This window comes from Pseudoalteromonas xiamenensis, from assembly GCF_030994125.1.
Lineage (GTDB): Bacteria > Pseudomonadota > Gammaproteobacteria > Enterobacterales > Alteromonadaceae > Pseudoalteromonas > Pseudoalteromonas xiamenensis_B.
The window spans coordinates 116004-133845 of record NZ_CP099918.1 but is presented as its reverse complement, the minus strand read 5'-3'; the positions used below and the strand labels follow the sequence as shown (position 1 = coordinate 133845).

Here is a 17842-nt window from a genome sequence, read left to right as displayed (position 1 = left end):
ACAAACTTGTACCTACTATTATAAATAACAATGTAACTTGAGCTATTTTCATTTTTTATCCTCATAAAACGAAAAGGTATCGGATATTTTTTACTATTCTTTCGTTTAGGCTACTTCTTTCTGGAGAGGTGAGACCTATTGAACCTTTGATGGTCACCAAAAAATCGAGTAACACCTTAAATACTATTCTTTATTTTATTATGGCCTATCTTAAAGTGGTGGCTATAAGTTACGTTATTCTAAATCATGTCAGGAAAATAAAGAAGCGGGTGGATTTTTTAATGTTAAATAATATTAGAAAATATAGATTTAACATCCTTTGTATGTCAATAATCAGTGCTTATAACCAACTGTAAGTTCAAGGCGAATAGGACGAAGTTGTCGGTGATTCAAAAGGTCTCTCTGTAAAGTGTTTCTCTTGAAGATTTACATTATAAAGGCCGCGTCGTTATTGCGAGTTAATAAAATGGCTTATCTTAGCATGAATAACAGAGCGTCAGCGTGATTTTATAAATTTGTTGGTGCTAAGTTGAAAAAGGGCGCTTTGGCCCTTTTGTTATCTGATGTGAAAATAGGATAATCGTGCCGTTTACGTTAAATTTGACTATTTTAATTCAGTTATGCTTTATACGGATCGCAAACCGTTTGAAACGCATTGTTTATTTCACCTTGCAGAGGGCTTTCGACAGCGTTTGATTGATCATTTAAGGTGATTAAATCCACTTTGGAAGATGGTGTTAAAAACTGGAAACGTTCTAGATCAACCCACACAATGTTAGGCGTTTGCGAATTCTGGAAGAAGTATTTCAGACTTCTATGTGTTGCCACGGTTGTCCACAAGGTGTTCGAAATATTCGGGCTTTTGGTGTCTGTAAAATTATAGCCAATAGGCACCGATGCACTTGCCGCGACAGTGCGAGCTTGAGCTATCGATTCAGAGTCGCTTTCAGGAGCATTTACATGATTTATATAGAAGCTCGCACGTTCAAATCGGTCTGTTGAAAAGGCTCCGCCCGGAATGGTGTGGCTTGGATGTGGGTTTTCTTCGCTCCATTGCCATTGCCAATAGTCGTCAAGTTTGAGTTGCGCATCATAATTAGGTTCATTCGTCATGACTTTATAATTAGCACTTTCGTGGATATGAAATTTGCCTTTGTAGACTTCGAGAATGGCCGAGTTGCCTGTGGCATCGGATAGAGATAAATGGACCGTTGCGGATTTATCTTGACTGTGTGGTACTTTATCACCAATGAGTTGTATGTCGCCTGCACTAAACGATTTTACGACGTCTTTAACAAATACAAAGTTGTCTAGCACATACTGAACCCAACGTAGCACGCTCAGTTGTTTTGCAGAGCCACTTGAGCTTACACCGTCATAAGAAGCATTGGTGTCGTATAACGCATTTACAACAAGGCCCATTTCGTTCATGCCATCAGAGGATGCCCAACCATTGCAATCGTCGCCTACCATAGCAACAACACTGCTGTAGCTTGATTGCCATTTAAGTGCTTTGGCGCGCTCTTCCGGTTTGGTTGAAGAAACGCCTATTTTCTTTAAGCCTTTTTCAAAGACAAATAAGCTGGTTGGCAATACATACATCCAATCCATGTTTCTAGCAGTAGTTAAATATTGAAAATTGATATTGTTAAATACGCGTGTACACATAATCGACCTCGATAGTGATGAATTTCCTTTTAGAGACGGTTTGAGATTGCCGTCGGTACCGAATTAAATACTAGGGCGATTCGATTAAAGTGGTTATTACATAGAATTACAGATGAGTTTTAAGGTGTAAAAGAGGCCACAACGTGACCTCTGCGAAGTTTACTTATCGAGTTTCTAAATCCTTTTGAACAAAACGTTGTAAGCGCGTTTGGTCTTTCAATTCAAGAATGTTTACTTGATAAGGACCCTTAGCACCATTTGGCAATGTAAATCGTATCGGCAACGTATCGGATGTTGAAAAGTCCTGTGCGGCTTCCGACGTTGCAAGCGCGATTTGTTTGTCATCACGGTAACCCATCAACGTCGCGACAACACCGTAGCGACCTTTTTGTAAGACATTTACCGAAACCTCCGCGTCAACGTATTTTGACGTTTGTTCAGTTAACGCGAATGCATCAATTGACGCGCTTTCAAGTTGATGCACGAACGGCAAACGAATACTGCGTTTGACATCAACCCCGTCGACAGTCGTATGGCTGTGGACGACTACATTGTACAACCCAGCCCGCGCACCTATGTGCTCGAGTGGCGTATCAAATGCCACTTTATCGTTGGTAAAGTGGTGCGCTATCGATTGGCCATCTGGTGCGTTAACTTGAATCGTTAACTTTGATTTAATGTTCTTCACACCGGTGACGTCTGCGCGTAAAGCAAGTTGCGCTTCCTCGCCAACCAATACATCGCTTTCAACATTCAGTTGATAGGGAGAATCACTCTCTTTAACATGGAGTAGATACAGATCATCATCACTGATTTTTTGATTAAGTCTAAGCGTTGCGTTTTGGCCCGCAAGTTTGTTCGCTTGTACTGCAGCACTTCCGGGGGCAAACCCATAGCCACTCATTTCATCGCGATTGTAGGTCGCTGATAGAGTGGCTTTTCCTTGCAGCGTACGAAGTTCAATTGCATTTTCTTCGACTGCTGGAGCTCGTTTGAGTCGGCTCATATCGCGGGAATGTTGAGGAGACAATAAAACAACACTTTTGTTGCTTGTAAACGAGATGGGCACGCCTTTTTTTAATTCATCTCCTCGAACAACTTCCCAGTATTCTGTGCTTGAAAGCGTTTGGGTATGAGTCGAAGGATTTGCAGAAATTACCGTAGGATAAGGGAAATTAACATAGCCGTTGTTCGCAAGTACTCCGATACTTGTAAGCGCGCCGAACACAGGTAAAGCTTGGAGCAGTTTCTTGATTTTCATAGTTATTCCTTAAATGCGGTCACGGACAAGGCTGTCTAAATTGAAGCAAGCGCGGCGGCTTTGTTGATGGCTTAGCGGTTCACTGCCCTTGGTTTTTTGTTTATCTTTGAACCAAACGCTGCCTGCGGCGGACTGCGATGAGCAATTGAGAAAGCCATCAGAACAGCTGTCCAACCAGTTTTGGGTAAATTCGAGCGCGACTTGGTTTTGGTAGCCAGCGCAGTAGCTATCGCCATCCCAAATTGCGGAATCCACATCTGAGCCTACAACTGATTCAAATGTTTTTCCGAGGGATGGACGACCTGCAGTACCATACAGCCAATTCGCGTTGTAATAGGCCATGTCAGCAACTTGTTGTTGTTTTACGGCGTTGTTACCAAAACCTAAGATCCAACCTAATGTTTGTTCAAATGAGTTTCCTGCAATAACGGCATCCGCAAGTGGCGTGCCACCACTTGATGGGGCTAGTGCAATAATGTGTGTCGTTTTATTGATGATTGACGGATAACGAGCGTCAGAGGTTGGATTAGAGAGAATCCATCTGACGACATTGCCCCCGTTGGAATGCGTGATAATTTTTAAATTTGTGATAGCGTTTTGGTTTATGAACTGGGTCAATTGCTGTGCTAAACAGCCAGCCGCGCCGTCATCCCACATGTATTGTTCAAAATCACAGTTTACCACCGTATAAAGTGCGCTATTGGGCAGTCCAGAACGTACTGAGTTGACAAATTCTTTTGTCCAATAGTCATTAAGTGCATCAGTTTGTTTGCCCGTACCGTGAACAAACGCCAGTCCCGTATTGCAAAGTGCAGTGGTGCTAAATAGCCCAATCAGCAATGCCGTACATTGGCTCAATCTCTTCATCTTGTGTTCCTATATTGTTGTCATAACTGGTATGAGGTGCGAGGTGTGACCTCGAAATAAACTGTACTTTATTTAACCAGTCTGTCAAATAATATTCACAAAATAATAACGTTGTGATGCGAGTTTGGTCACATAAATGTGAATGGCACACTAAAGGGCATTAAAGATGTGTTGGAATACGTGAAGTCGAGACTTAAATCGCGGCTTTCGACAGGGAAATCAGTCTGTAAACTTTGCTATAACACAGGGGGCATGTCACCTAGCAGTGGTCGTTTGACTTGGTATGCTTTTCTCAAACGTTGAACGAGTTCAAGGTCTGTACTCAAACTCGCCGCCACGTACAACGGCATGGACAAAGAAATGGTTTCAAGTGTTTTGAAATCTTCTTCTTTTAGATGTGCTTCTTCAATAATTCCCTGATAGGGCTTATGTGCAATGGTGAAATCAGCTCTTTTTAACTTGAGCATGGTCCAAACAGCGAGATAATCCTTCACAATAATCAGATTTCGAGACTCCTGAAACCCCTTTTGCTTCAACAGGTCGGCCTCGGCGCTGTCTCGTACCGCAACGGCTAGGTAATCATCAAGATTATTGTTTACCAAGTCGACAATCGACCCGTCGCTTGAGGTATAAACATAAAATGGGATAGCCCCGAGAGGACCAATCCAATGAAAGTTGCTTTCCCGTTTGCTCGTTCTAAATAACGAATAAATAACCGTGTTTTTGTTTTCATTCGCCATTTTGTAAGCGCGAGCCCAAGGCAACGCTAAGGTGTGGTGAAGTATATTAGCTTCTCTGAACACGGATTCCATAAATTCATATGAACTGCCGCCAATTACTTCGCCATTTTTTACTATTTGGTAGGGAGGCAAATGCTCCGTCACTGCCGTCATATCGGTTGCGTATGCACAAGCGGAGAATAGGTAAATGAGAGGAGCAACCAAAAATTTATGCATGAGCAAGCAAATGGTTTATGAGGTTATTTCAGTGTAGCAGACGAAATTAGAAACACGGCTCAGAAACTCAGGTTCGTGCAAAATAGAATGAATTTTTGCCAAGCTTTTTGAGTGATTGTAATTTAGACGTTACGAGTTTTGATTCATAATTTTAAAACTTACCTTCCATATAATCGCCAACGGCATCAGCAATCATGTGCTCAATCTCTTCTTCCAAGGTCTGCTGATTTACTTTAAATGAAGACAAAACAGCCTCAATTTGCTTTTCCGTTAAGCGCTTTTCTTTGTGAAGATACTCCCACTCCGGTAACGATTTGTCAAAACGAGGAACCACAAGTAATGTCGCGAAAGGCGTATTCCAAGGAGATTGGTTTTGTTGTGCGCAAAATGCTTCAATGTGCAACTTACCATCGGGGCCCATGCATCCAGGTTCAAGGCGAAGTTGTATGGTTAATTTTGTGTTCGGCATGTATCAATTAATTTGGACTAACACTTGGTACAGTGTAGTGCTTTGACGGTTAAAAATTAACTACTATTTTGGTCTGTTTGGAATAAATCATTCAAAAAAGAGCTAGGCGCGTGTTTACCTAGCTCACGGAGAATTAAAGTACATAGTCTGAACCGTCTTTTGCAGTAAAGCATTTGCAACCAGTGTAGGCTGAATTGAGTGTTTGAGCGCCATTCACAAAGCTTAGCCAAATGCGCTGGCGTTCCGAATTTTGCATCGCAGCAAGTGGTGTTTCAACTTGCACATCGTCAAGGTGGGCAAGGTCTTGTTCGCCAAGTCGACCCTTACGGTTTATGGTTAATTCAACATGCAATCCATCTTGTTTTTTTAGTAGTAACGTATCCGGTTGCTCTTTATGTCCACAAAGGGCGACAAATTGCGCGCTATTTTCCAGTCCGCAATGTGTTCCGTCTGTAAAGAATGCTAAAAGATGGCGGTAGTAAACCACGTAGTGCGCAACATGTTGATGAGAACCAAATTCTAATGGACAGTGATCGTCCAAATATTGTTTCGCGAGAGTCAGTTGATCATTGGTTGACAGTAAGTGGTGTAAGTCCGATTTTAACTGGGTATGTGTTGTCATTTTGCTCACCTTAGCTACATGAATTTTGTTGTTAAGATGAATGTAGAATATTCAGGCAGAAAATTTCACAAAAAGAATTTCACATTGTAAATTTTACAAAATGGTGAAATTTCACACAGGGTGTGCAATGAAAAAAGAACCCAGTTTGATCCGAAAGTCGCATTTTCTCGGCACAAAGGTTCGTAACTTACGGAAGCGTAATCACTTAACACTGGAAGATCTGTCGGCTCGATGCATTCGCATCGACCCATCTAGTGCACCTTCAGTATCTTACCTGTCAATGATTGAGCAGGGTAAACGTACGCCAAGTATGAATATGCTCGAAAATCTATCAACCGTTTTTCAAAAGCCCGTCGAATGGTTTTTAGATAACGAGCCTGAACCGACAGAAATCATCCCAACGAAAGGGAATTCGGGTGGGATTAGTGGCATGGCACTTGAGCCAAACTTTCTTTTTTCAAAAGATATTTTGCAAATTGCTATTCCTGAGATGCTTTCGCAAGCAGGAATAAGCGGCCGCCAATTTGCACACCTTCTCATTCGTGCCCATCAAGAGCATCATCAAAATCATTTCCCCGATTTGGAGCGTGCAGCCGAAGAAATTGGAGGAAAAGATCTTTATTTGCTACCCGAGTCGTTGCTTGTGCTTTTGAAGCAACAGGGCTATCAATATCGATGGTTTTCAAACGACGAGGTAAGGTTGGACGGCATAGTCATAAAACCTGGTAGTGTTGTAACGTCTTATTTTGTTCCGCCAAACCAAGTCTTTATCAACGAGAAATTGAAAGCGTTTCCAGCAAGGCTAAAGTACGATATTGCTGTACATATTGGGCATGGCGTACTGCACCACAGTGATGGTGTTCAGTGCGTATTGACCACAGGGGGTCTTGGGATAGAAACCGACCAAGAAGATCACCATGAACCAAATGCGCAAGATATTCTAAACGCGTGGCGAGACTTCGAATCGAGCTTTTTTGCAGGCGCATTACTGTGTCCCAAAGTCCCCTATCGGCAGGTATTAGAGCGGCATGGCTATGATATCGGTGTACATGAAAAGTTGGGGATTTCAGCGTCGGTAGCGATGCGCCGAATGACCGTGGTGTCGCCTTACCCGCATTGGCATTACTTTGATGCGTATCAGCCAGGAAAACTTAAAGCGGTGTACCGGGGTAATGGTATTCCGTTGCCATGGGGCAACATGCGCGAAGTGCCTGACCCATGTCAGCATTGGGCCGTATTTAGGAAGTTTGCCTCGACGAATCAAGCCGCTACCTCACAACTTTCCATACTGAACGTGAACAACAAACCTCGCCTTTATTGCTGTGAATCGGTGAGTATTACCGATTTAGCCGAACAACCTCATATCTTATGTGCGGGCATTGATTTAAATCCTGCGATTGCGGCACAAGGGTTGGATGCTGATAGTGTTGTCGGTGAGTTACAGCAGCTCTGTATTCAACACGGTGGTAGCAGCCAAGTACCATACGCACTAGCAAAACAATTGGAACGCGTCGCTAAAATTTTAAACATCAACTGGATTGAAAAAGGACTTGAAAGTGATGTGCGAGTGATATGCACGCGTGGAAGTAGTTGCCCAAGGAAACCAACCTGTTATGAAGCAGGTCAATGTGAGGGATGAACAGGGGGAAGAAGACTCAACATAAAACCCTCAAGCAAGTTGAGCGTGTGCCGATATAGATAACACGCTTATCGGTACATTCAAGGAGCTGAATATGAGTATCGACCCTGTCAAACACGTCGTCACAATAACGAGCACGTATCGAACACTCGCGAGTCACGAGCCTTCTCTAAACGCTCACACCAATGAAGCTGATGTTGAAGCTGTTCAATCAGCAACAGTGCACCTACGGCCCAATTCGAATAAAGAAAAAGGTGAATCACCTCTGTCTGTTTTAGATGAAGAAGCCAATAGCTACAAGAAGCAAAATCGCTCTTTCAAACGGGCCTATGAAAAGCTTGAGCAAACGTTGATTGCTGTTCGTGAACAACTCAATCGTCAACTTGAAGAATTAACCAAGTTGAAACAGTCTAAATCTAGTAGAGCCTTAAAAGTCCATATTGCTTCAGAACCCGACAAGCCCGAGATTGCTGCCCATAAGAATGGACATTCGGTAAACGCTTATCTGCAAAACGAACCACAAGATGAAATTGAAGCGCTCGAATCGCAAATCGCGGCAAACAAATCATTGGAGGGGGAACTGCTGATGGCGATGGCAGAGATGGTGTTTGAAGAAAGAGCTCGAATTAAGGAAGAAGCAGAGCGTAAAGCGCGGTTAAGTCGATTAAGATAAAAGCGAGCCTAGGCTCGCTCGTTAACGTTAGGTCGCGAATAGAGTCTAATAAGGATTGGTTGGGTTATAAAATAGTGTGCTGTTGCCATCAATACTTAATCGACTAGGTAAAACATTTGTTTCACCCGTTGAAAGGTTGAATTGATCGCCAGATTGTAATCGGTAGTTAAGTAAATCCTGGATGATTAGAGGTTTTCCACAGGCTGTTTGTTGAAACTGGGTTTGCATATCTTTAGCAAGTACATAAACGTTGCCAGTGCCATCAATAACAGACTCTCCATTTTCTTTTACGAACATAGCGGTGTGTTCAGAAACTCCGAGAGCGTACTTTTGAGAACTAATGTGTGCAAAGAATGATGCCATTCGGCCCATTCTATCGCGTTCGCTAAAATGGGTGTCGGTGATTACGCCTTGCAGGATTGGCGTTGCCAAAAAGTTGCTGGAAATATGAATTGTTTCGTGGCAAAAATCGGTGACGACTTCTTCGCTTATGGCTCCCAACAAACCATCAGGGTCATAGATGTATTGGCCTTGAACTGCATTTCCTGCTGAAGTTCCACCGATGATCCCATGCTTATCATAAACGTGTGAAAGCGCACTTTGTACTTTTGTGCCTTGCCATTGATTGAGGTAATCAGATTGATCTCCACCTGCGATAAAAACGAATTCTGCAGAGCGAATTGCCCAATCAACGTAATCCGAATTGGCTTTACTGATTGAATCAACGATAAGCGTTTCAACTGAATCAGCACCCGTCAAAGGCGATAGATAGTCGTTATAAGCATCTGTACCTGACGTACGAAGCACGACTACATCACCTCCATCGATGTGTGGTTTGACCCGGTCTGAAAAGGACTCATCCACATCCGTCCCACCACCCATTAGAAGTACGCCGGCGCCGCTGCTAAGCGTCGGGCACACATCATTATCGGAACCAACGATAAACGATTTTAATGCCCCCGGTTTAGTTGGCCGAGCGCCATATTCACATAAAGCCGGTGGTGTAGTGCTGTCTTGCGGATAATCGATCGTTAAATCGTACCATCCTGTGCCAGTGTACCGAGTTACTTTGACAAAGTATTCACCGCTCTCGCCTTGATAGTTGCCTATTTCAGGGTTGGCACTCGTTGCGCCAGAAAGTACTGCACTTCCTGTTGTTTTGAACAGACTCCAATCAAAGTCGTCTGACTGGGCATGAGTAAGTGAAAGAGTAATTTTGCCATTACTCATTGCGTTAAAGGTATACCAGTCTACGTCTTGGCGTGAGTTAATTGAACCTTGAATTAAAACGCCAGAGCACAAGCCTTGGTTAGCAGTAGATTCAAGGTCATTGTTTTCAATTTCTGCGGTTAAGCAGGCATGAGTGGATACAGACGCAAGCATTGCGCACAGCGATGCCGCGAAAACAGTTGTTTTCATGGAAACTCCCATTGATGTTGTTTAGCTATTTATCGTGTTTTACTTTTTTGAGTATTAACGCAGGGCACAAGATTAATTTGTGCTCAGTTAATTAGATGGTATTTGAATAATGTGGCTACTCATCGAACCATTCAGATAGATGGTAATTGTTAGAGCAGTAGAAAAGTGGTGAGACATTAACGTTAGAAATAGAAAAGCAACAGGTAAATACCAAAACCTGTTTTTTGTTGGCTTTTCTTATTTCTAGGTTTTTGTTCATGTTGTTTGTTCGTTATGTTTGTTTTTTAAATCTGTCACAAAAAATCAATTTGATCAATATTTATTCGTTTATGTTTTTTTAAAATAAGATGGTGGTTTTTTATTCAAAATATTTGCTTTAAAATTCACGTTTTGATTGTCTATCTAAATAAAAAATCATATTTTTTATGGAGTAAACACCATTAGCAACCGGAATACATTTACTATCCGTTTTTTTCAATATGCTAAGCTGCGTGTTTTCTTTTAGTGATAATGGATAGACAAGTTTTGATTCCATACTGCGACAGCTAGTTTGAACTACGTTTTTGAATCCGTTCTTTGAAAAAATTGCATTAATATCATTGCTAAACTTATTGTTTGTTTTTTCAACATCTACAGCTTTCGCAAGGGTAACATTCAACTTGCTTTGTTTATTGAGTATCGCTTTATCCTGGGGTTGTAGGTAATGATATCGGAAGCGATTCGGTGTGAGTTGTTCAAGGAACACAACACCATGTTCGCCCAGAACATCGAAGGATACAGCATCATAACCTTTCTTTGTGATCAAGGCGGTTGTTTCATCGACGCCGAAACCGAGTTTTTGCCCGGTTTTATTCAGTAATGTTGCAAGCCGAAATGTGCGGCTACGTTCGCTGAAGTGCGTGTCCAATATGCCGTAGGGAAAAGTGCCAAGACCGCCAACGCTATCGAACGTTACTCGGTTTGCTTTGTCATCTTTACACTTATTGTACTCAGCACAGTCAGTATCAGGTGGCGCTTGCTCAAACGCTCCGAAGTCGAGAGCCGCTTGACTTGTACCATTGGTGATCATCGGAACTCGTCCAAATTGATTCACCCCTCCAGATTGTATTGCTGTACCAGCGCTTGTTCCAATAATCACGGGTCTTGATTGCAGAGCGTCTAACCAAGGGTACGCCTGCCCAGAAGGGTCATACATTACCTGTTTTGTTAGGGATTGATCGCCTCCGTTAAAGATCACGGTGTCCACCGATTTTATTTTTGCAATCAAAGCACTAATGCCTTCCGTGCACAACAGTTGCTCTTGCCGAATTCGCTCTGGGTAAACACGTTCTCTTGTTTCACTTTGGGTCATTTCTTTGCGCAGTTCTGGCAGTGAATCACATTTACCGTTGCTTACGGCCATAGCTAGTGCCGGTGTTAATGCAAGCCATTGGCCAGATAAACCATATTCGTCAAATAAATTGGCATAAAAATCAGAGGCTTCATACGGATCCCTTGATGATGCGGTAATCGCAAGATATTGCTTGGTAGGTGTTGCACGTATGGTGTTTGATACGTAGTCGAGAATTGCTTTACTGCCAGCAATACGGGTTTGCTTTGCTCGCACGATTTCTTGTTGTCGTTGTCCGTTAGCGGCTAAAGGAGAGACCTCTAACGTGTCCAGTAATACCGACCATTCTTCGGAAGACAAAGCTGCTTTTAAGTTAGGTGTCTCAGTGTTTAAAAGCTTAACAAGGTCGGTATAGCGATAGCGCTTGGTTGAGTCAGCGATTTCTAGTGCTTTCAATGTGGAAAGGAGTTCTTGGCTGCGGCTATCCTGTGGCCAGCGTAGAGCGAGTCGGTTGAGTGATTGCTGGCTAATTTCAAAGAAGGTTGTTGAACGTGCGTCATTTGGGAAAGCGGTTGATTCGAGGCAATAGTCAGGGCTGAAGCTTGAGCAAGTTTTGAGCGCACCACCAATCAATATGAGCTCTTGTGCTTGAGAAATACTTGAGTAAAAGACAATAAAAAAACAGATCGTTATATAACAACGGGAAATTGTATTCATTTAAATGTTCCATAATTAGGTAATTTAAAATAACGCTTGTCAGTATAAAAAATACTGTGCTATAACAAAAATGAATACAATCAGGAGCAAACTAACATGCTTTAGTTTGCATTGTCAAAGTCCATCTGGAATGTAGAAATGTTAAAAAAGGCACACTCCCTAACGCATTACTTCTACACACCTCATTACCTGTCAGAATGGTTTAATGAGTAGATACACGGCATAGCCGTGGTTAGTCTATTTTTATTAGCCACCTCTTTTATCTAAATAATAATTATCATCGGTGATGTGACTTCGTATTTTCATATGCGAAACACGTATGTCGATTTTATTTTAATTTTCAAAATTCAATTCGCTTTTAAATGTATTTTGCATTTCGAGGTGTGATTTATTGTGTCTGAAATTTGATATTAATATAAAGTTGGTAATATATTTCGGTCATTTAGAGTGTTTGAGTCAAGCGCTTTGTAATATACGCAAGTCATCCACCGACCAAAATAAACAGGTTAGGTGAAGCAATGTATAACAAGATATCCGTCGCAATAGCGCTCGCATTTAGTGTGAATGCGCAAGCAAATTCAGATGCAGGCAACTCGCCAGTGGTCCCAGAAAAAATTGAGATAACCGGGTCTCGAATTAAAGGGGTGGATTTAGAGGGAACGCAGCCAATAACGATTTTGGACAGTGAGATGATTAAACGGACAGGTGCAAATACCGTTTATGAACTGCTCCAAACCGTATCGCAGGTAAAAGGCGGCAGTGGTACGTTTTCAACCTCTGAAAGCGGCAGTACCTCGACTTCCACACCTGCGGGGCAAGCAGCAGCAAGTTTGAGGGGAATGGGACCTTCAGCGACATTAACGCTCATCAATGGTCGTCGTGTGGCACCAAGTTCTTTTGCTGCTGGAACGCAGAACTTTGTCGACGTCAATGCGATTCCACTATCTGCGATTGAACGTGTCGAGATTTTGGCAACAGGCGCGTCTGCTATTTATGGTGCTGATGCAGTTGCAGGGGTAATTAATTACATACTTAAAGAAGACTATGATGGGGCAGAATTCGATATTTCCTATGGTGATAGTTTTGCTCAGTCAGATGACGGAAAAATTCAGCTTAATGCACTTTATGGCACTGAATTAGGGCGTGGAAATTTGACGGTATTTGCGGATTATTTTAAGCGTAATCAATTAAATGCCTCCGACCGGACGTATACTCGTCACCCAAGTTTAGTGAACGGCTATTCTTATTTACCTAAGCTTAGTAATACACCAAACATTTATTATTACAGTAGCAAAGATGGCAATGAACTCGCAGCCCCAAGTTGCAAAAGCGCATTGGTAACAACGGAGTATGGCGAAAATATCTGCGCATATTATCCAAACGAAGACGATGTATTGAGCCCGCCATTTGAAAGTGTTTCAACGGGATTTATGTTCAACCAAATGTTTGGAGAGCATCGCCTTAAAAGTGACTTTTTCTACAGTAAAACTAAGTCAACAGCCTATTCAAGCCCTGCAGCGATTAATCAACTGGATGATTCTGAAGGCCCCTTTGTCTCAGAAGAAGCGCTGTTTATTTTTGACGATGAAAATGGCGAAAATCCACTGTTGTCTTCCCTGTATATTGACCCGTTTTTAACCTATCTAGGGCAAGAAAGCTGGGGATTTGCATTTGATGCTCGGTTCGATGCACCACGAACGGTCGAAGTGGAGTCGCAGAACCTACGACTCGTCGTTGCGTTGGAAGGGTATTTTGGGGATTGGAACTACGAAACAGGTTTAACCTACTCTCAATCAAAATCAGAGCAAGAAGCGGTAGCGGGTATTTACAATCGCTATAAATTTCATGCTGCCCTATCAGGTGAACTGTGTTCAACTGGTGAGATAGCGTCTTTAGTTGATGGCGTCGCATCGTGTAATGGTGGGAATCTATTGCCATTTTACAATCCATTTGCAGTAAACGATGCGCAAAACGACGCAGTACTTGCATTGGCGGCGGCGACCCCTTCGCGCAGTGGGAAAAGCGAAGTGTTTGGTGCGGATTTTAATATCAGTGGTGAGCTCTTCGAGGTAAATGATATTGAAGTTCGCGCAGCATTTGGTCTGGAAGTGCGTAAGGAAAAATTGTCCGATATTCCTTCATCAGATGCTGTAGCAGATGCAAACAACGGTTATTTAGTGGATGTATTTGGATTTGGTTCAAGTATTGCGAATGCGCAAAGAACACAATTCGGCGCGTACTCAGAATTTTTTATCCCAGTATCAAACGCGTTAGAGTTGCAAGTGGCTGGTCGTTTCGACCATTACGACGATTTTGGGTCGACATTCAATCCAAAGATTTCAGCGAGTTATCGCTTAGATGAAACGATGTTATTCCGAGCGGGTTGGGCAACTTCCTTTCGTGCACCGTCACTTACACAAGCGGGTGTAAAGCTGAGGACGACAACCTCAACCTTTGATTGTGGTGCCAATCAGGCGGTAGCTGATTTGTTCTGTGAAGGTGATGGTACGCTTGTAACGGTTAATTCACTGGAGTTAGGTAACAGCCAATTAAATGCAGAGGAATCAGAATCTATTTCGCTTGGATTTGCTTGGAGTCCGACGACTGAAACGACCCTCACGGTTGATTATTGGCAATTCGATTATTCAGATGTCATTGATACCAATATGACAGCCGTGCTTGGAAGAGCCATTTCGGATGCAACATTGCGGCATTGTGGTCTTGTGCCCGATGGAGAAATGGGCATTTCATTTGGCGAAGATGTGTGTTCGGTAACGGACAATCGAGGTTTGCGAATTGACCAACAAGGCGCTGCACTCAATGAAATACTAGCAAGTTACGTTACGCAATTTAACCCGCGTAATCAAAGTTTGCAGCTTTATCGTGACCATGTCATTCAATTAGAAAATACAGGAAGCCAAGATATCAAAGGGATCGATTTGAAATTCGACCATCGTTGGCGATTTGACCAAAGCTCGCTCAAACTCAGTCTAGACATGACACATTATTTGGCTTATCAACGTAACAAGCCGGGTTCTGATTCAGAGGAAGAATTGGTGGGTTCGTTTAGATACCCTGAAAACATTGCGCGGGTTGAGATGAATTATGACGTCAACGACTATTATGTCAGCGTATTTGCCAATTACATTGATGGATATGACGATGATATCGAGGGATTGCGTGGGCGAGAAATGGACGAACTGCAAAGTCTGGGTTTATTGGATGAACATGACGCTCGTAAGGTAGCAAGCTGGACAACCGTAGGCATTAGAGTGGGGGCATCACTTTCAGAGCAGTTGCACATTAACGTTGCAATTGACAACGTGTTCGACAAAGCACCCCCAAGAGTTTATGGCACGGCAAGAGGTTTTGACTCAATAAACCATAATGCGTTTGGTGCGACCTATCGGGTGGGATTGAATTATCGTTTTTAACTTGCCAAAGTAGGGCCCGACCATTTAGTACACTAAATCTAGGGCCTTTTTAGGCGTTTAGGGTATGTATTGCTTACCAAGGAGAAACTTGAACTTCGTGAGTATAAGTACATGATAATGTGTGACATTAAATACTCGTTACACTGAATAAATGAAGAAAGTCTAAAATGAAAAAAACAATTTCAATGCCAGATGCGTTCGTAATCTTGTTAGGTTTGGCACTACTGACAACGATTGCCTCCTATTTTGTTATTCCTGGGTCATTTAGTTCGCCAAACGCGGAAGGAAGTTTAATACAGCTTTCTGATTTCGTCCGTGCTGAAAACCCAAGTCCAGTCGGTTTGTTCGTCACAGAGTCGGGACGCGGCTTATTCAACATTCTATTTGAAGGGTTAGTCAGTGGTGACCGTTATGGTGCAGCTATTGGCGTGGTTGCGTTTATTCTCATCACAGGTGGTGCGTTCGGTGTCGTGATGAAGACCAACGCTATCGAAAATGGCATGATGGCGCTTATTGATAAGACCAAAACGTTAGATTGGGTATTTCTGCCGGCGCTATTTCTGGTTTTTAGCCTAGGAGGCGCGATTTTTGGCATGGGTGAAGAAGCCATTGCATTTTGTATCGTGCTTTTTCCTATTCTCAGACAGTTAGGTTACGACGCCGCAGTGACGGTGTTGGTTACCTATGTTGCCACTCAAGTTGGGTTTGCGACTTCACCCATTAACCCATTTAGTATCGCGATTGCGCAAGGTATTGCCGACCTCCCACTCTTTTCAGGCGCGTGGCTGAGAGTCGTTTCGTTCGTTGTGCTCAATACGATAGCGTTGTGGTTTACTTTGCGTTACGCCAAGCGAATTAGACAAGTTCATCGCGATATATCAACTACGGCATCGACCGCTCAAATGCAAAGGTTGGATACGGTGATATTAAGCGTATTTGCTCTGTGTCTTGCCTGGGTTGTATATGGTGTAACGGTCAAGGGCTATTATATTCCCGAGATTGCGACCCAATTCTTCGTTCTCGGTCTGATGGTGGCGTTTGTGGCAAAATTGGGTGGGCGATTGACTGTTCAACACTCGGTCGATGCATTTAAGCAAGGTAGCGCGGAATTACTTCCCGCAGCGCTCTTAGTTGGGTTAGCCAAAGGGTTAGTCATATTGCTTGGTGGCACAGATCTCCATTCACCTTCTATGCTAAATACCTTTTTGTACGATTGCGCGTCGTTAATTACATTAGTCCCTGACTATGTAGCCGCCGTCGCCATGTACGTTTTCCAATCGGCATTTAACTTTTTTGTTTCCTCGGGCTCGGGTCAAGCAGCAATTACAATGCCGCTTATGTCACCACTTTCTGACTTGATTGGTGTTTCTAGACAAACGGCGGTCTTAGCATTTCAATTAGGTGATGGACTCACCAATATCATCATCCCCACATCGGCAAGCTTGATTGGTTGTCTTGGTGTCACCAATCTTGCGTGGGGCGATTGGTTCAAGGTTATTTGGCGCTTAATGCTGATGCTATTTATTGCGTCAATTGCGTTTATGGTTTTTGCTCAGTTTATACAATATCAATAGAGAATTATGCTTACAATTATTCAAGGTGCAACGGTATTTGCGCCAGCTCCACTTGGAGTAAAAGATGTGTTGCTTGCGGGTGGAAAAGTGATTGCGATTGAAGACTCAATCGCGCTTGAAACTAATGTTGAGTGCGAAATAGTCAACGCGCAAGGTAATTATTTATTCCCAGGGCTGGTCGATTCTTTAGTGCACATAAGTGGTGGAGGTGGTGAGGCAGGATTTGCTTCTCGTACACCTGAAATGAACGTAGCAGATGCGTTTTCTGCAGGGATCACTACCGTTGTTGGTGCATTAGGGACCGACGACATTAGTCGTACACATGCGGATTTAGTGGCTAAAGCGAAAGGCCTAAAACAAGAGGGTCTCAACGCATTCGTGCACACCGGTTCATATCACGTGCCAATAAAAACGCTAAGCCAATCTATAAGCCACGACATGATGTTTATTGAAGAGTGCATAGGCGTTGGAGAAGTCGCTATCGCTGACCACCGAGGTCGTCAACCGACCATTAATGAACTAACTAAAGTTGCCGCCGAGGCGCGCACTGCGGGTTTACTTTCTAACAAACGAGGAACGGTAAGTGTGCATGTAGGTTCGGGTGTAGGCCACCTGTCATTATTGCATGAGGTGGCGAAAACGAGTGAGCTTCCGCTTGACCAATTTTACCCTACGCACATTAATCGTAATTCAGACCTCCTGCTTGCAGGGATTGAATTTACGAAGCTCGGTGGAACCATTGACTTTACGGCAAGCACGACGGACTACGATTTAGCCCATGGTGAACTCGCCGCGGCAGAAGCTTTGGCGTATTGCCTTGAAAAAGGCGTACCGGTGGATAAGCTAACCATGAGTTCGGACGGCCATGCGAGTTTACCCATTTACGATAATCGTAATCAGTTGGTCGGTTTTGAGGTGGGTGACGAGCAGGCGTTATTTCAATCGTTGCGACAAGCTATCGTCGAATTTAATGTGCCCGTTGAAATCGCAATTCGAAGCGTGACACAGAATCCTGCTCACATATTAGGATTGCCAAAAGGACACATCGCAAAAGGATGTGATGCAGACTTGATTTTAGTGAACATGGCGACGTTTGAATTAAGCGATGTTTGGTGCTTAGGTCAGCGAGTTATGAAAGAGGGTCAGGTGCTAAATCGAGGATTTTTCTCTTAGGCTTAAGCCTTAAACTAGCGTAGTTTCATTATGATGAAAC

At 43.1% G+C, this 17842-nt stretch carries 13 protein-coding genes; 5 read left to right on the top strand and 8 right to left on the bottom strand.

Translation table 11 applies throughout. The annotated features are described in order from the left end of the window. Positions 1 to 618: 618 nt before the first annotated feature. The 6 genes from NI389_RS17670 to NI389_RS17645 form a co-directional block, all read right to left on the bottom strand. Entirely contained in the window at positions 619 to 1668 is a 1050-nt protein-coding gene (locus NI389_RS17670; protein ID WP_308362717.1) for a linear amide C-N hydrolase, read from the bottom strand. A 163-nt stretch (positions 1669 to 1831) separates the two neighbouring features. Next, a complete protein-coding gene (locus NI389_RS17665; RefSeq protein WP_308362716.1) occupies positions 1832 to 2929 on the bottom strand; it encodes a DUF4785 domain-containing protein in 1098 nt (365 codons plus the stop codon). A gap of 9 nt (positions 2930 to 2938) precedes the next feature. Continuing rightward, positions 2939 to 3796, bottom strand: coding sequence for a hypothetical protein (locus NI389_RS17660; protein WP_308362715.1), 858 nt, complete (start codon positions 3794 to 3796; stop codon positions 2939 to 2941). A gap of 236 nt (positions 3797 to 4032) precedes the next feature. Continuing rightward, the gene (locus NI389_RS17655) at positions 4033 to 4752 is read right to left on the bottom strand and encodes a substrate-binding periplasmic protein (RefSeq protein ID WP_308362714.1); all 720 of its coding nucleotides are present in this window, start codon (positions 4750 to 4752) and stop codon (positions 4033 to 4035) included. Positions 4753 to 4903: 151 nt separating this feature from the next. Beyond that, the gene (locus tag NI389_RS17650) at positions 4904 to 5221 is read right to left on the bottom strand and encodes a hypothetical protein (protein WP_308362713.1); all 318 of its coding nucleotides are present in this window, start codon (positions 5219 to 5221) and stop codon (positions 4904 to 4906) included. A 133-nt stretch (positions 5222 to 5354) separates the two neighbouring features. Then, on the bottom strand, positions 5355 to 5843 hold the full coding sequence (locus NI389_RS17645) for a malate synthase (RefSeq protein ID WP_308362712.1): 489 nt from the start codon (positions 5841 to 5843) through the stop codon (positions 5355 to 5357). Positions 5844 to 5970: 127 nt separating this feature from the next. On the opposite strand from NI389_RS17645, the gene NI389_RS17640 reads away from it, so the two are divergent. Together NI389_RS17640 and NI389_RS17635 are read left to right on the top strand one after the other, a co-directional pair. Beyond that, complete coding sequence (locus NI389_RS17640; RefSeq protein ID WP_308362711.1) at positions 5971 to 7482, top strand: DUF3612 domain-containing protein; 1512 nt, start codon at positions 5971 to 5973, stop codon at positions 7480 to 7482. 94 nt (positions 7483 to 7576) lie between these two features. Then, a complete protein-coding gene (locus NI389_RS17635) occupies positions 7577 to 8155 on the top strand; it encodes a hypothetical protein (protein WP_308362710.1) in 579 nt (192 codons plus the stop codon). Positions 8156 to 8200: 45 nt separating this feature from the next. On the opposite strand, the gene NI389_RS17630 is transcribed toward NI389_RS17635, so the two are convergent. Both NI389_RS17630 and NI389_RS17625 read right to left on the bottom strand, forming a co-directional pair. Continuing rightward, complete coding sequence (locus tag NI389_RS17630; protein ID WP_308362709.1) at positions 8201 to 9574, bottom strand: Type 1 glutamine amidotransferase-like domain-containing protein; 1374 nt, start codon at positions 9572 to 9574, stop codon at positions 8201 to 8203. Positions 9575 to 9950: 376 nt separating this feature from the next. Next, positions 9951 to 11621, bottom strand: a complete 1671-nt coding sequence (locus NI389_RS17625; RefSeq protein ID WP_308362708.1) for a cyanophycinase — start codon at positions 11619 to 11621, stop codon at positions 9951 to 9953. A gap of 518 nt (positions 11622 to 12139) precedes the next feature. Here NI389_RS17625 and NI389_RS17620 point away from each other — a divergent pair. From NI389_RS17620 to iadA, 3 genes are all read left to right on the top strand, one after another. Then, the gene (locus NI389_RS17620; protein ID WP_308362707.1) at positions 12140 to 15055 is read left to right on the top strand and encodes a TonB-dependent receptor domain-containing protein; all 2916 of its coding nucleotides are present in this window, start codon (positions 12140 to 12142) and stop codon (positions 15053 to 15055) included. A 167-nt stretch (positions 15056 to 15222) separates the two neighbouring features. Next, complete coding sequence (gene yfcC, locus NI389_RS17615) at positions 15223 to 16629, top strand: putative basic amino acid antiporter YfcC (protein WP_308362706.1); 1407 nt, start codon at positions 15223 to 15225, stop codon at positions 16627 to 16629. A gap of 6 nt (positions 16630 to 16635) precedes the next feature. Then, a complete protein-coding gene (gene iadA / locus NI389_RS17610) occupies positions 16636 to 17802 on the top strand; it encodes a beta-aspartyl-peptidase (RefSeq protein ID WP_308362705.1) in 1167 nt (388 codons plus the stop codon). Positions 17803 to 17842: the final 40 nt, after the last annotated feature.

What these genes read in the sequence shown, in the direction of transcription:
- NI389_RS17650 (WP_308362713.1), bottom strand. Translation starts at nt 5,221, where the DNA reads ATGCCGAACACAAAATTAACCATACAACTTCGCCTTGAACCTGGATGC.
- NI389_RS17640 (WP_308362711.1), top strand. Translation starts at nt 5,971, where the DNA reads ATGAAAAAAGAACCCAGTTTGATCCGAAAGTCGCATTTTCTCGGCACA.
- NI389_RS17645 (WP_308362712.1), bottom strand. Translation starts at nt 5,843, where the DNA reads ATGACAACACATACCCAGTTAAAATCGGACTTACACCACTTACTGTCA.
- NI389_RS17655 (WP_308362714.1), bottom strand. Translation starts at nt 4,752, where the DNA reads ATGCATAAATTTTTGGTTGCTCCTCTCATTTACCTATTCTCCGCTTGT.
- NI389_RS17670 (WP_308362717.1), bottom strand. Translation starts at nt 1,668, where the DNA reads ATGTGTACACGCGTATTTAACAATATCAATTTTCAATATTTAACTACT.
- NI389_RS17630 (WP_308362709.1), bottom strand. Translation starts at nt 9,574, where the DNA reads ATGAAAACAACTGTTTTCGCGGCATCGCTGTGCGCAATGCTTGCGTCT.
- NI389_RS17625 (WP_308362708.1), bottom strand. Translation starts at nt 11,621, where the DNA reads ATGAATACAATTTCCCGTTGTTATATAACGATCTGTTTTTTTATTGTC.
- NI389_RS17635 (WP_308362710.1), top strand. Translation starts at nt 7,577, where the DNA reads ATGAGTATCGACCCTGTCAAACACGTCGTCACAATAACGAGCACGTAT.
- NI389_RS17665 (WP_308362716.1), bottom strand. Translation starts at nt 2,929, where the DNA reads ATGAAAATCAAGAAACTGCTCCAAGCTTTACCTGTGTTCGGCGCGCTT.
- NI389_RS17660 (WP_308362715.1), bottom strand. Translation starts at nt 3,796, where the DNA reads ATGAAGAGATTGAGCCAATGTACGGCATTGCTGATTGGGCTATTTAGC.
- iadA (WP_308362705.1), top strand. Translation starts at nt 16,636, where the DNA reads ATGCTTACAATTATTCAAGGTGCAACGGTATTTGCGCCAGCTCCACTT.
- NI389_RS17620 (WP_308362707.1), top strand. Translation starts at nt 12,140, where the DNA reads ATGTATAACAAGATATCCGTCGCAATAGCGCTCGCATTTAGTGTGAAT.
- yfcC (WP_308362706.1), top strand. Translation starts at nt 15,223, where the DNA reads ATGAAAAAAACAATTTCAATGCCAGATGCGTTCGTAATCTTGTTAGGT.